Below are 13,360 nucleotides of genomic sequence, written 5' to 3'. Positions count from 1 at the left end.
GCGACTGTTCGGGTCAACAGCCGCCGAAAGTGAGGTTCATTACCGTCAGAGAGCGATCAAATTCGAACACCTATTTTATTTCCCCGGGCGTGCGCGGCGTTCCCTGGGTACCCGGCCGCATCCTGCGCCAACGCCGCAGCAGCCCGTCGGGCACTTCCTCGGCGGTGAGCGCGAAGATCAGATGATCCCGCCACGCACCGTCGATGTGCAGATATCGTGGACGTAGCCCTTCCGCACGGAATCCGAGTTTCTCCACGACCCGTCGGCTGGGGGCGTTCTCGGGCCGAATACACACCTCGACCCGGTGCAGCCCGACCGTGCGGAAACAGTGGTCGACGGCGAGCGCCACCGCGGTGGGCATCACACCGCGGCCCGCCACCTCCTGGTCCACCCAGTAGCCCACATGGCCCGAGCACATCGATCCCCAGGTGATGCCCGCCACCGTCAACTGCCCGACGAGTCGCCCCTCGTACTCGATGGCGAAGGGCAGCATGCGCCCGGCGTTCGCCTCGGCACGCAGGTGGCGGATCATCTGACGGTAGGTGGGGCGCCGGGCCACCGGACCGCCGGGGGCGGGCGGCGGGACGGTCGCCTCCCAGGGGCGCAGCCAGTCACGGTTACGGCGGTTGACCTCACGCCACATGCTCTGGTCACGCAGCTTTATCGGGCGCAGGGTGACGGCGCCGTCGGTCAGGATCACCGGCCAGGTCCGGACGTTCAGCTCGGGCTCCCCGGTCGGGGGTGATCGCCGCCGCGCAGCTGGTCGACGGCGTGCACCAGGAGTCTGCTCAGCACCGCAAGCCCGTCGCGTACCCCACCGGTCGAACCGGGCAGGTTCACGACGAGTGTGCGGTCCGCGACGCCCGCGAGGCCGCGGGAGAGTGCGGCGGTGGGGACCTTGTCGCGGCCCTCCGCACGGATCGCCTCGGCGATCCCCGGAATCTCCCGGTCCAGGACGCGGCGGGTGGCCTCGGGCGTGCGGTCGGTGGGCGAGATGCCCGTACCGCCGGTGGTGACGATCACGTCGTAGCCCGCGGCCGTCCCGGCGCGGAGGGCCGCTTCCACCGGATCTCCGTCGGGCACGACCTGGGGGCCGTCGACGGCGAACCCGAGAGCGGTGAGGGCCTCGGCGATGACGGGGCCGCCCTTGTCGGCGTAGACGCCGGCGGAGGCGCGGTTGGAGGCGGTCACGACGAGAGCGCGGTATCCGCCGGTGGCAGGGCCACTGCCGGGCGCGGTCATGCCTCCGCCCCCTCCGGTGCGGGACGCCGGTAGTCGCCGGACTTGCCGCCCGATTTCGCCTCGACCCGTACGTCCGTGATCACCGCGCTCTTGTCGACCGCCTTGATCATGTCGATCACCGTGAGCGCGGCGACCGACACGGCGGTCAGTGCCTCCATCTCGACGCCCGTGCGGTCCGTGGTCTTCACGGTGGCCAGGATCTCCACCGCGTCGTCGGCGACGCTCAGGTCGACCTTCACACCGGAGACGGCGAGCGGGTGACAGAGCGGGATCAGGTCCGGGGTGCGCTTGGCCCCCATGATCCCGGCGATGCGCGCGGTGGCGAGCGCGTCGCCCTTGGGGACGCCTTCGCCCCTGAGGAGCTCCACGACGCGCGGTGACACGAGGACCCGGCCGCTCGCCCGGGCGACACGTGCCGTGACGTCCTTCTCCGACACGTCGACCATGCGGGCGGCGCCCGCCTCGTCGATGTGCGTCAGCCTGTTCTGCGTACTCAACTCACTCCGCCTAGCGGTAGGGCGCCGGTTACCCGCCGTCCCGCACCGTGGCACGGGCCGAGGGGACCGGGGGGCTTCCCCCGGTAAGGCACAGCGCCAGATACCGTACCGCCACCGCGCCGAAGTCAGCGGAGGAGGATCACCTCGGCCTCCGTGCCGGGCTCGGCGGAGGTGACGTCCTCGGGCAGCACGATCAGCGCGTCCGCCTGGGCGAGGGCGGCGATCAGATGCGATCCGGGCCCCCCGACCGGGGTGACGGTGCCCGCCTCGGCGTCGTAGGTCCCGCGCAGGAACTGGCGTTTGCCGGACGGCGATGCGAGCGCCTTGTCGGTGCTGAGCGTGGCCCGCACCTTCGGGCGGTGGACGTCCACGAGGCCCATGAGCGTCAGGATCGCCGGCCGGACGAACAGCTCGAACGAGACGTACGAGGAGACCGGATTGCCGGGCAGCGCCAGCAGCGGCGTGTGGTCGGGGCCGATCGAGCCGAAGCCCTGCGGCTTGCCCGGCTGCATGGCGAGCTTGCGGAAGTCGACGCCCCCGCCGGCCTCGTCCTCGTCGCCCACGGAGGACAGGGCCTCCTTGACCACGTCGTACGCACCGACGCTCACACCGCCCGTGGTGACGACGATGTCGGCGCGGATCAGCTGGTCCTCGATCGTGGCCCGCAGCGTCTCGGCGTCGTCGGCGACCGCCGGCACGCGGTAGGCGATGGCGCCCGCGTCCCGGGCCGCGGCGGTCAGCGCGAAGCTGTTGGAGTCGTAGATCCGGCCCCCGGTCAGCTCCTCGCCCGGCTGCGCCAGCTCGCTGCCGGTGGACAGCACGACGACGCGCGGACGGGGCCGCACCCGCACGGTCGAGCGGCCGATCGCGGCGAGCAGCCCGATCTGCGGCGGCCCGACGACCGAACCCGCGCGCAGAGCCAGGTCACCCGGCCGTACGTCGCTGCCCTTGGCCCGGACGTGGGCGCGCGCCGTGACGGGGCGGTGGACGCGGACCTCACCGCCGGCCCCCTCCGGGGCGTCGCTGTGGGCGCGCATGGCGGAGGCGGGGCCACCGCCCGTACCGCCGTCGGTCCACTCGACCGGGACGACCGCCTCGGCGCCCGCGGGCAGCGGGGCGCCGGTCATGATGCGGGCGGCCTCTCCCGGCCCCACGGACCGGCCGTCGGCCAGGCCGCCGTCGCCGGCGGCCACGTCACCGATGACGGTGAGGACGGCGGGGAACTCCTCGGTGGCGCCCTCGACATCGGAGATCCGGACGGCGTATCCGTCCATCGAGCTGTTGTCGAAGGGCGGCAGCGCGACCTCCACCACGATGTCCTCGACCAGGACGCAGCCCTGGGCGTCCGGCAGTTGCAGCTCGATGGCTTCGAGCGGCTTCACCGCGGCGAGGATGTCGTCCAGGTGCTCGTCCACCGACCAGATCGTGCTGCTCAAGCTGTTACAACTCCTCGTCGACGTAACTGCGCAGCCAGGTCCGGAAGTCCGGGCCCAGGTCTTCACGTTCGCACGCGAGTCTGACAATGGCACGCAGATAGTCACCGCGGTCACCGGTGTCGTAGCGGCGGCCCTTGAAGACGACACCGTGCACCGGGCCGCCGATCTCCTCGTCCTCGGCCAGCAGCTGGAGGGCGTCGGTGAGCTGGATCTCGCCGCCTCGGCCGGGCTCGGTCCGGCGCAGTATGCCGAAGACCGCGGGGTCCAGGACGTAGCGGCCGATGACGGCGAGGTTGCTGGGCGCCTCGGCCTGGTCGGGCTTCTCCACGAGACCGGTGACCCGGACGACGTCGCTGTCGTTGGTGACCTCGGTGGCCGCGCAGCCGTACATGTGGATCTGCGACGGGTCGACCTCCATCAGGGCGACGACACTGCCGCCCTCGCGCTCCTGGATCTCGACCATCCTGGCGAGAAGGGGGTCGCGCGGGTCGATGAGGTCGTCACCGAGGAGCACGGCGAACGGCTGGTCGCCGACGTGCGGGGCGGCGCAGAGGACGGCGTGGCCGAGGCCGCGCGGGTCTCCCTGGCGCACGTAGTGCATGGTGGCCAGGTCGCTTGACTCCTGGACCTTGGAGAGGCGTTCGGCGTCTCCCTTGCGGGTCAGCGCTGACTCCAGCTCGTAGTTCCGGTCGAAGTGGTCCTCCAGGGGACGCTTGTTGCGACCGGTGATCATCAGTACGTCGGAGAGGCCCGCGGCGACGGCCTCCTCGACGACATACTGGATGGCGGGCTTGTCGACGACAGGCAGCATCTCTTTGGGAGTGGCCTTGGTGGCCGGCAGGAACCGGGTGCCGAGACCCGCAGCTGGAATGACAGCTTTGCTGATCCTGGGGTGCGACTGAGTCATGCGCTGAACTCTAACCGGTGCGTATGGGCGGAAGATGAGCGTCCGGTTAACTTCGTTCTCATACATCCACATAAGAGAGCTATGTGAGCACCCGTTGAACCATGACATGTCCAGAAAGGCAACGTTGCGCCGTGAACTGCTCGCCGCGCGGCGGCTCCTCACCTCGCAAGACGTCAGAAGGACCGCCGCGGTTCTCGCCTCGGCCGCCGCGGAGCTCCCCGAGCTGACCGACGCCCGGACCGTCGCGGCCTATGTGTCCGTGGGGCGCGAACCGGGAACGCACGCGCTCCTGGACGCCCTGCGGGCGCGGGGCGTACGCGTACTGCTCCCGGTTCTCATGGCGGACAACGACCTGGACTGGGCCGTGTTCGAGGGCGCGGAGCATCTCGTGCCCGCCGGCCGCGGCCTGCTGGAGCCGGACGGCGCGCCTCTCGGCCCGCAGGCGGTCCTGGACGCGGACGCGGTCCTGCTGCCCGGCCTGGCCGTGGACGGGCGCGGGATGCGGCTGGGGCGGGGCGGGGGCAGCTACGACCGGGTACTGGCCCGGCTCGCGTCGGCCGGGGCGCACCCCGCCCTGATCGTCCTGCTGTACGACGACGAGGTGGTCGCGCGGGTTCCTGACGAACCGCACGACCACCCCGTGGATGCCGTGGTCACGCCTGCCGGAGCGCGGCGCTTCCCGCCCGGGAGCCGGGCCTAGGGTTTCTTGAGCGTCAGGCTGTCGACGGTGGACTGCTTCACGGCGTCCGCCCCGAAGGACCAGTCGAGCAGTTCGCCCTCGACCCACTTGTCGGTCTGGTCGGTGTAGTGCGCGCTGAAGGCGTGCCCCGAGGAGCCGGTGAGGTTGATCCACCGGGACTTGTCCCAGTCGCCGACGTTGACGACCATCCGCATCGACGGGACCCAGATGACCTCGTAGCCGCCCGCCGCGTTCCAGCCGGTCGCGTTGACCGCCGCCTCGCCGCCTCCGAGGTCCCAGGGGCCCCGGTTGAGGGCCCGCTGCAGAAGGTCGGGCCCGTCGGTGCCCAGCGTCTGGTTGCGCAGGGTCAGCTGGTGCAGCCTGCCCCAGCTCCAGGTGGACATGTCCTTGCCGAGCTCCGCCGTCAGCTCCCAGCGCGCGTCCTCCATGGCGCGGGCGAAGAGCTCGTCACGGCTGTCGATGGCCTCTTCGCGCCCCTTGGCCGGGACCTTCCACCACTCGTTGTCCTGGTCGTCCAGGATGCTCTCGACCACCTCGTACCAGCGGTCGCCGCCGTCCGGCTGCGCCGCGTCCGGGGCGCGCCGGCCGCATTCGCGTACGAGCTTGTCCTGCTCGTCCACGGGCCCGGTGCCGGGGACCGGCTTCACGTAGACGCAGTCGCCCTCGGCCCGCATCTCCTTGGGGAGCTTGTCGCCGAACGCCAGCTTGAGGATGTTGCGCCAGACGCCGTTGAAGTACGCGGCGGCGGCGGAGTCGGGCTCCTGGGTGTAGTCCCAGCCCTCCAGCAGCTTCTGCGCCTCGCGGACGCTCTTGTCCTTGATGCCGATCTTCTTCAGCTCGGGCACCAGCTTCGCGGCGATCGCGCTCTGGTTGTCCATCTGCATCGTCTGCATGTCGTCGGTGGAGATCTTCTCCCCACCGTCGATCTTCTTCTGGATCAGGTCGTTGATCCGCTGGCTGCGGGTGCCGTAACCCCAGTCCTTGGTGAGCATGTGCTCGTAGTCGTCACCGATGACGGCCTGGTTGGCGGTGACGATGTAGCCCCGGTCCGGGTCGTACTCGTACGGCAGCTCGTCGAACGGGACGGGTTCCTTCTCCCAGCCGTATGCGGCGGACCAGCCGGGGCTCGGCGTCGTGCCGTCACCCTTGAGGCGGACCGGGATCTTGCCGGGCGCCTGGTAGCCGATGTGCCCCTCGGTGTCCGCGTAGATGAGGTTCTGCGACGGCACCTCGAAGTGCGCGGCCGCCTTGCGGAAGCTCGTGAAGTCCTTGGCCCGGTTGAGCTCGAAGACCGCGTCCATGGACTTCCCCGGATCCAGCGCCGTCCACCTCAGGGAGACCCCGTACCCGTCGCCCCGGTCCGGCGCCGAGGTGGTGACGGGCGCCTTCTTGCCGACCTTCTCCAGCTCACCGTTGCGGTCGGAGACCAGCGGGCCGTTGTTGGTCTCGCGGACGGTGATCGTCCTGCTCTTCCCGCCCGCGACCTTGATGGTCTCCTCGCGGGTGATGAAGGGCTCGGTCTTTCCGTCGTACTGGTAGCCGTCGGCCGAGACCTTCTCCAGGAAGAGGTCGGTGACGTCCGCGCCGAGGTTGGTGAAGCCCCAGGCGATGTCCTGGTTGTGGCCGATGATCACACCGGGCATCCCGGAGAACGTGTAGCCGGCCGTGTCGTACTGGCACGACTCCGAGAGCTGACGGCAGTGCAGCCCCATCTGGTACCAGAGCGAGGGCAGCTGCGGCGCCAGGTGCGGGTCGTTGGCCAGCAGCGGCTTACCGGTGGTCGTGTACTCGCCGGAGACGACCCAGGAGTTCGATCCGATGCCGTTGCCGTTGGGGCCGAGCAGCGCCGGGATCTCGTCCAGGCTCTCGGAGAGCGCGGAGAGCTGGGTGTTCAGGCCCTCGGTCGCGCCCTCGACGGTCTGCGAACCGATCTCGCCCGTCGGCTCGGCCTCGGGGTCGTACGTGCCGGTGACCGAGGAGACCGCGCCCTGCTCGACGATCGGCTTGTTCTTCTCGTACGGGTAGTCCGGGTAGAGGTCCTTGATCTGCTCCGCGCTGAGCCTGCTGGTCATCAGCGAGCGGTCGATCTCGTCCTGCATGTTCCCGCGCAGGTCCCAGGCCATCGCCTTGAGCCAGGCCACCGAGTCGACCGGGGTCCACTCGGTGGGCTTGTAGTCGTTGGTCAGGCCGAGCGCCGCGTACTCGACGGAGATGTCCTTGCCGTCCTTGCCGTCCAGATACGCGTTCACCCCCTCCGCGTACGCCTGGAGGTTCTTCTTGGTCTCCTCGTCCAGGACCTCGTCGTACTCCTGCTGCGCGACCTTGCGCCAGCCCAGCGTGCGCAGGAAGGAGTCGGTCCCGACCTGGCCGGCGCCGAACATCTCGGAGAGCCGCCCCGAGGTCATGTGGCGGCGTACGTCCATCTCCCAGAAGCGGTCCTGGGCCTGGACGAAGCCCTGGGCACGGAAGAGGTCGCTGTCGGTGTCCGCGTAGATCTGCGGGATCCCGTAGTCGTCGCGCTTGACGTCGACGTCGCCGGAAAGGCCCTTGAGTTCGAGCGAACCGGTGGTCTGCGGGTACGAGGCCCGGACCGTGGAGACGGACCAGTACGCGCCGTATCCGACACCCGCGACAAGCGCCAGCACCAGGACGATCACGATCAGGCGGGCGCGTCGCCCCTTCTTCCTGCCGGTCTTCTTCGCAGCGGAAGACCCGGAAGGGGCGGTTGTGTTGGCGGGCATCGCTGTCCTTCGAGGGGCAGGGTGGTCCTGGGAGTGCAGGAGCAACCATAGGCGCCCCGCCGAAGCCACTCGGACGCGGTATGGGGATGCATCCATTTGCGCACCGGTTCGCACGAACACTCGAAGGCGTCAAGAAAACGTTAAAGATTAGGTAAGGTAACGAAGTACTGGCCGCCGGAGGACGATCCGGAAGGCGTACGCACCAGGGAAGGAACGGACCCTGACTGTCCACGCGCTCAACGAACTTCTGCTCGTCTGCTCACTCGTCCTGCTGGTCGCCGTCGCGGCCGTACGCATCTCGTCCCGCAGCGGGCTTCCCAGCCTGCTCCTGTACCTCGGCATCGGCATCGCCATGGGGCAGGACGGCATCTTCGACGTCAAGTTCGACAACGCCGAGCTGACCCAGGTGATCGGCTACGCCGCCCTGGTCGTCATCCTGGCCGAGGGCGGCCTGGGCACGAAGTGGAAAGAAGTGAAACCCGCGCTGCCGGCGGCGGCCATGATGTCGACCATCGGCGTGGGCATCAGCGTGGGCATCACCGCGAGCGCGGCGCACTATCTCGTCGGCCTCGACTGGCGGCAGGCCCTGATCGTCGGAGCCGTCGTCTCCTCCACCGACGCCGCGGCCGTCTTCTCCGTCCTGCGCAAGGTCCCGCTGCCTTCCCGCATCACCGGTGTCCTGGAGGCCGAGTCCGGCTTCAACGACGCCCCCGTGGTGATCCTCGTGGTGGCGTTCTCCGCCGTCGGCCCCGTGGAGCACTGGTACGTGCTCGTCGGCGAGATAGCCCTGGAGCTGGCCATCGGTGCCGCGATCGGGCTCGCGGTGGGATGGCTGGGCGCCTACGGGATCCGCCATGTGGCCCTGCCCGCGTCCGGCCTCTACCCGATCGCCGTGATGGCCATCGCGGTGTCGGCGTACGCGGCGGGCGCCATGGCCCACGGCAGCGGCTTCCTGGCCGTCTACCTGGCCGCGATGGTCCTCGGCAACTCCAAGCTCCCGCACTGGCCGGCGACCCGGGGCTTCGCCGACGGGCTCGGCTGGCTGGCGCAGATCGGCATGTTCGTCCTGCTCGGTCTGCTGGTCACCCCGCACGACCTGATCGCCGACTTCTGGCCCGCCGTGGTCGTGGGGCTGGTCCTCACCGCCGTCGCCCGGCCGCTGTCCGTCTTCATCAGCCTGGCGCCGTTCCGGCTGCCACGGCGCGAGAAGGCGCTGATGTCCTGGGCCGGCCTGCGTGGCGCCGTCCCCATCATCCTGGCGACGATCCCCATGGTGTCCGGGATCGAGGGGAGCACCCGGGTCTTCAACATCGTCTTCGTGCTCGTCATCGTCTACACACTGATTCAGGGACCGACCCTGCCCTGGCTGGCGAAGACCCTGAAGATCTCGGACGACCCGTCCGAGACCGCCGACCTGGGCATCGAGTCGGCGCCCCTGGAACGCCTGCGCGGCCATCTGCTGTCCGTCGCTGTCCCCGGCAAGTCCAAGATGCACGGCGTGGAGGTCGCGGAGCTGCGGCTGCCCGCCGGGGCGGCGGTCACCCTCGTCGTGCGGGACGGCAGGAGCTTCGTGCCCGCACCCTCGACCGTGCTGCGCCGCGGGGACGAACTGCTGGTCGTCGCGACCGACCCGGTGCGCGACGCGGCGGAGGCCCGCCTGCGGGCGGTCGGACAGGGCGGCAAGCTGGCCGGCTGGCTGGGGACGGGCGGGGCGGACCGGCTGGACCAGGCCACCGCGGACATGCCGCACCTCGCGAAGCTGGCCCGGAAGCTGGGCAAGCGCGGCGAGAGCCGTCCGGCGGACAAGGCGGGGAGCGGCCACCCTCACTGACCGGAGAGTCGGCGAGAGACGTCCGCGCACAATCGCAGGTGTGCCGGGGCCAAGGCCTGTAAGATGAAGGACCGGATCTTCTGATCCACACGATGTGAACGTGATCGACCAACCCTGATCGACCAACTCTGTCTGATGCAGAGCTGGCGCGACCGTATGGCGGTCGTGGCGTCCTTTCGCCCCTTGAGCGAGCGCCCGGCATCTACCGCAGTCCCGCGCGAAGAGGACAGCTCTCGGCAGCTCCCGCACGCTCCCCGCACCTCGGGGGAGGCGCCCCGGGGGCACGGCCACCAGGCGGCAGAAAGGCAAGGACCGTGGCGTCCACGGTCTCCGACCGCCCCGGTTACGGGCAGTTGCTGCGCACCCCGGGTGCGTGGACCTTCCTCCTTCCGGGCTTCGCGGCCCGGCAGCCCTTCGCGATGCTGACCATCGGGATCGTGCTCCTGGTTCAGCACACCACCGGCTCGTACGGCAGTGCGGGCGCCGTGGCCGCCGTCTCCGGCGTCTCCATGGCGCTGTTCGCACCGCAGAGCGGCAGGCTCGCCGACCGGTTCGGCCAGCGGGCCGTGCTCCTGCCCGGCGTCCTCCTGCACGCCGTCTCCGTCGGCGGCCTCACGGCACTGGCCCTGGCTGACGCGCCGCTGTGGGCCCTGTTCCTGGCGGCCGTACCCACCGGGGCCTCCATCCCGCAGATCGGGCCGATGGTCCGGGCACGCTGGGCGGCCCGGCTGGGTGCCGCCCCGGGGCGTCCGGCCTCCCCCTTGATGTCCACGGCCGCCGCCTTCGAGTCCGTGACGGACGAGTTCACCTTCGTCGTCGGGCCCGTGCTCGCGACCGCGTTGTGCACCGGCGTGCACCCGGCGGCCGGACTGATCGCGGAGGCGGCGCTCACACTGCTGGGCGGCCTTCTGTTCGCCGCCCAGCGCTCGACCCAGCCCGCACTCCGCGGCACCGCCACGGCGGACGCACCGCACCGCTCGGCGCTCTCCGTGCCGGGGGTGCGCGTCCTCGCGGTCACCTTCCTGGGCATCGGCACCGTGTTCGGCGGCATGCAGGTCTCCCTGACGGCGTTCTCCGAGGAGATCGGCCGGCCGGGCGTGAACGGGCTGCTGTACGGGGTCTTCGCGGCCGGCAACATGCTGGCGGGTGTCGCCTGCGGGGCCATCGCCTGGAAGAGCAGTTCGCGCCGCCGGCTGACCGTCGGTTACGTGGCCCTGACCCTGACCGCGTCCGGTCTCTGGGCGGTGCACTCCGTGCCGCTGCTGGCGGGACTCGGGCTGCTGGTCGGACTGTGCATCGCGCCCGCGCTGATCAGCGGGTACACCCTGGTCGAAGCCCTGGTGCCCGCGTCCGCCAGGACCGAGGCCTTCACCTGGCTGACCGGCGCCGTGGCGCTGGGGCAGGCGGCGGCCGTCACGGTGGCCGGACAGCTCGCGGACGCCCATGGCGCGAGCACGGGTTTCGTGGTCCCGCTGGCCGGCACGGCGCTGGCCCTGGCGACCCTGCTGGCCCTGCGTTCACGGCTTGCGCCGAAGGCCGGAGGACGGACGGTGGCACGTGGGATCGGTCACCGCGAGCCGGTCACGGTGGACTGATCGCTCGGAATAGGTCAGTATGGAGCGTCGTTAGCACTCATTGAGTGAGAGTGCCAGGAGGAGCAAGTGCCGACCTATCAGTACCAGTGCACCGAATGCGGCGAGGGCCTCGAAGCGGTGCAGAAGTTCACCGATGATGCCCTGACCGTGTGCCCGAACTGCGAGGGACGCCTCAAGAAGGTGTTCTCGGCCGTCGGCATCGTCTTCAAGGGATCCGGTTTCTACCGGAACGACAGCCGCGGCTCCTCGTCGAGCAGCACGCCGGCGACGTCGTCCGCAAAGGCGTCCGATTCTTCCGCCGGGTCGGCCTCCGGGTCCTCCTCGGCCAAGTCGGAGTCGAAGCCGGCCACCTCGGCCGCGTCCTCGACGTCTTCGGCTTCTTCCTCGTCGAGCGGTACGTCGGCCGCCTGAGGCACCCGCACACCACACGTTGGTCCAGGACCCCGCTGATCGACTCGGCGGGGTCCTGGCCGTGCGCGCCCGGCTAGTGTGACCGCATGGTGAACGCAGAGACGGCTACAGCGGAAATCGGTGTCATCGGCGGATCGGGCTTCTACTCCTTCCTGGAGGACGTCACCGAGATCCAGGTGGACACCCCGTACGGAGCGCCGAGCGACTCCCTGTTCCTGGGCGAACTCGCGGGCCGCCGGGTGGCTTTCCTCCCGCGGCACGGCCGCGGCCACCACCTCCCGCCGCACCGGATCAACTACCGCGCCAACCTCTGGGCCCTGCGGTCCGTCGGCGTACGCCAGGTGCTCGGCCCGTGCGCGGTCGGCGGTCTGCGACCGGAGTACGGCCCCGGCACCCTGCTCGTACCGGACCAGATGGTCGACCGTACGAAGGCCCGCACCCAGACGTTCTACGACGGTGAGCCCCTGGCCGACGGCACCGAGCCGAACGTGGTGCACCTCGGCTTCGCCGACCCGTACTGCCCGGAGGGCCGCAAGGCGGCCCTGGCGGCGGCGCGTGGCCGGGGCTGGGAGCCGGTGGACGGCGGAACCCTGGTCGTGGTCGAGGGCCCGCGCTTCTCGACCCGTGCCGAGTCGCGCTGGCACGCCGCGATGGGGTGGTCGGTCGTCGGGATGACGGGGCACCCGGAGGCGGTTCTCGCCCGCGAACTGAACCTCTGTTACACGACGATGACGCTGGTGACGGACCTCGACGCGGGGGCCGAGGCCGGCGAGGGCGTCAATCACGCCGAGGTGCTGGAGGTGTTCGCGGCCAATGTGGACCGGCTGCGGTCGGTGCTCTTCGACGCGGTGGCCGCTCTGCCGGCGAACGAGGGCCGGGACTGCGTCTGCGCGCACGCGCTGGACGGGATCGATACGGGGATGGAGCTGCCGTAGCGCGGCACGTCCGGGGCGCCGGGGTCGGTCCAGGTCCGTCCTCTTGCGACCGGCCGCGGTCCGTCCGCTTGTGACTCGTGTGGGTGACCGGGTTATCCACAACGTGGGGGCTGTCCACAGGGCCGGGCGGGATTTTCGCGGAGGGTGGATCGTGAGGGTGTCCGGCGGGGCTTCCCACGGACTCCTCTCTCGCCAGGTGGTGTTGGCCATGTTCCCGTCGGTGCCCGATTCACGTCCCGCGCCTCCCGCCCCGTGCGGGGTCCCGTCCTTCGGGCCCCTGCGTGTGCGGGGCGGCGGCGGGCGCCGTCTCCGGCGGGTGCTGCGGGGGCAGCGCCGGGCGCTGGCCGCCGGCTTCGCTCTGGCCTCCGCCGTGCTCGCCGCCTCGGGGCTGGGCGGTGAGAGAGGGGCGGCTGCCGCCGGCGGGGACGCGCCACCGGGGCCCGACCGGCGGGCCGTACGTCTGGTGTCCGCCCCGGTGCGGATCGCCGACGCGGCGACGGTGCGGCTGCTGCGGCCGGGCGACCGCGTCGACGTGATCGCCGCGACTGACGGGGAATCCCGGGCAAGAGTGGTGGCACAGAACGTGCGGGTGGCAGAGGTTCCGCGCGGCGCGGGCGGCGCGGAGGCACCGTTCCCCTCGGCCGACGACGGGACCGGCGTGGGGCACGGGGCCCTGGTGGTCCTGTCGGTGGAGCGGGACACCGCGGCGGCTCTGGCGGGCGCCGGTGCCTCGGGGCGTCTCGCGGTGGCGGTGGCCCATGCCGGATAGAACGGGCATCGCGTCAGCTCACCCGTGGGTGGCCGTCCCCCCGACGGCCAGGCTGGGGTCAGATGTGGTGGGGCGGCTTCTCGTCGAGGAAGCGGGCCAGGTCGGCCGCGCCGCCGACCGGAGCCCGCTCACCCCACCCCTGGTCCGTGTCGTCCGCGGACTGCCGGTCCAGCGGATCGTCGAAGACCAGAGCCGACGGCTTGGGCCCGGACTCCTGCGGGGGCCGCTGCTGGGGCTGCGGCGGCTTCGACTCTCGCGGTCCGGGGGCGGGGGCGGTACTCATGCCTCCAGGGTAC

13 protein-coding genes are annotated in these 13,360 nt (G+C 70.8%); 6 read left to right on the top strand and 7 right to left on the bottom strand.

Features of this window, described 5'->3' with window-relative positions; genetic code table 11:
* Positions 1-70: 70 nt before the first annotated feature.
* The 5 genes from ACZ32T_RS27250 to galU all read right to left on the bottom strand — a co-directional run bounded on the left by ACZ32T_RS27250 (position 71) and on the right by galU (position 4,082).
* Complete coding sequence (locus ACZ32T_RS27250; RefSeq protein ID WP_467369512.1) at positions 71-700, bottom strand: GNAT family N-acetyltransferase; 630 nt, start codon at positions 698-700, stop codon at positions 71-73.
* Between the two features lie 17 nt (positions 701-717).
* Positions 718-1,242 (bottom strand): MogA/MoaB family molybdenum cofactor biosynthesis protein, encoded by a 525-nt coding sequence (locus ACZ32T_RS27245; protein WP_467268579.1) that lies wholly within the window; start codon positions 1,240-1,242, stop codon positions 718-720.
* Positions 1,239-1,739, bottom strand: coding sequence for a cyclic pyranopterin monophosphate synthase MoaC (gene moaC / locus ACZ32T_RS27240; protein WP_467268581.1), 501 nt, complete (start codon positions 1,737-1,739; stop codon positions 1,239-1,241). Before moaC ends, ACZ32T_RS27245 begins: the two co-directional genes overlap by 4 nt.
* A 125-nt stretch (positions 1,740-1,864) precedes the next feature.
* Positions 1,865-3,175 (bottom strand): molybdotransferase-like divisome protein Glp, encoded by a 1,311-nt coding sequence (gene glp / locus ACZ32T_RS27235; RefSeq protein ID WP_467268584.1) that lies wholly within the window; start codon positions 3,173-3,175, stop codon positions 1,865-1,867.
* A 4-nt stretch (positions 3,176-3,179) separates the two neighbouring features.
* A complete protein-coding gene (gene galU, locus ACZ32T_RS27230; RefSeq protein WP_467268586.1) occupies positions 3,180-4,082 on the bottom strand; it encodes a UTP--glucose-1-phosphate uridylyltransferase GalU in 903 nt (300 codons plus the stop codon).
* 106 nt (positions 4,083-4,188) lie between these two features.
* Between galU and ACZ32T_RS27225 the strand changes: the two genes are divergently transcribed.
* The gene (locus ACZ32T_RS27225) at positions 4,189-4,782 is read left to right on the top strand and encodes a 5-formyltetrahydrofolate cyclo-ligase (RefSeq protein WP_467268589.1); all 594 of its coding nucleotides are present in this window, start codon (positions 4,189-4,191) and stop codon (positions 4,780-4,782) included.
* On the opposite strand, the gene ACZ32T_RS27220 is transcribed toward ACZ32T_RS27225, so the two are convergent.
* Positions 4,779-7,523, bottom strand: coding sequence for a penicillin acylase family protein (locus ACZ32T_RS27220; protein WP_467369510.1), 2,745 nt, complete (start codon positions 7,521-7,523; stop codon positions 4,779-4,781). The two genes, ACZ32T_RS27225 and ACZ32T_RS27220, sit on opposite strands and share 4 nt — an antisense overlap.
* A gap of 247 nt (positions 7,524-7,770) precedes the next feature.
* On the opposite strand from ACZ32T_RS27220, the gene ACZ32T_RS27215 reads away from it, so the two are divergent.
* The 5 genes from ACZ32T_RS27215 to ACZ32T_RS27195 all read left to right on the top strand — a co-directional run bounded on the left by ACZ32T_RS27215 (position 7,771) and on the right by ACZ32T_RS27195 (position 13,064).
* Positions 7,771-9,354: a potassium/proton antiporter gene (locus ACZ32T_RS27215; protein WP_467268865.1), complete on the top strand. Its 1,584-nt coding sequence runs from the start codon at positions 7,771-7,773 to the stop codon at positions 9,352-9,354.
* A gap of 314 nt (positions 9,355-9,668) precedes the next feature.
* Positions 9,669-10,949: an MFS transporter gene (locus tag ACZ32T_RS27210; RefSeq protein ID WP_467369508.1), complete on the top strand. Its 1,281-nt coding sequence runs from the start codon at positions 9,669-9,671 to the stop codon at positions 10,947-10,949.
* 66 nt (positions 10,950-11,015) lie between these two features.
* The gene (locus tag ACZ32T_RS27205; protein WP_467268596.1) at positions 11,016-11,360 is read left to right on the top strand and encodes an FmdB family zinc ribbon protein; all 345 of its coding nucleotides are present in this window, start codon (positions 11,016-11,018) and stop codon (positions 11,358-11,360) included.
* An 86-nt stretch (positions 11,361-11,446) separates the two neighbouring features.
* Complete coding sequence (locus ACZ32T_RS27200) at positions 11,447-12,295, top strand: S-methyl-5'-thioadenosine phosphorylase (RefSeq protein ID WP_467369506.1); 849 nt, start codon at positions 11,447-11,449, stop codon at positions 12,293-12,295.
* Between the two features lie 208 nt (positions 12,296-12,503).
* On the top strand, positions 12,504-13,064 hold the full coding sequence (locus ACZ32T_RS27195; protein ID WP_467369504.1) for an RcpC/CpaB family pilus assembly protein: 561 nt from the start codon (positions 12,504-12,506) through the stop codon (positions 13,062-13,064).
* A gap of 58 nt (positions 13,065-13,122) precedes the next feature.
* Here ACZ32T_RS27195 and ACZ32T_RS27190 read toward each other — a convergent pair whose 3' ends face one another.
* Positions 13,123-13,347 carry a hypothetical protein gene (locus ACZ32T_RS27190; protein ID WP_467369502.1) on the bottom strand — a complete coding sequence of 75 codons (225 nt, stop codon included), beginning with the start codon at positions 13,345-13,347 and terminating at the stop codon, positions 13,123-13,125.
* Positions 13,348-13,360 lie beyond the last annotated feature (13 nt).

This window comes from Streptomyces sp. NPDC023573, from assembly GCF_055559735.1.
This window is presented reverse-complemented; position numbering and strand designations above follow the sequence as displayed.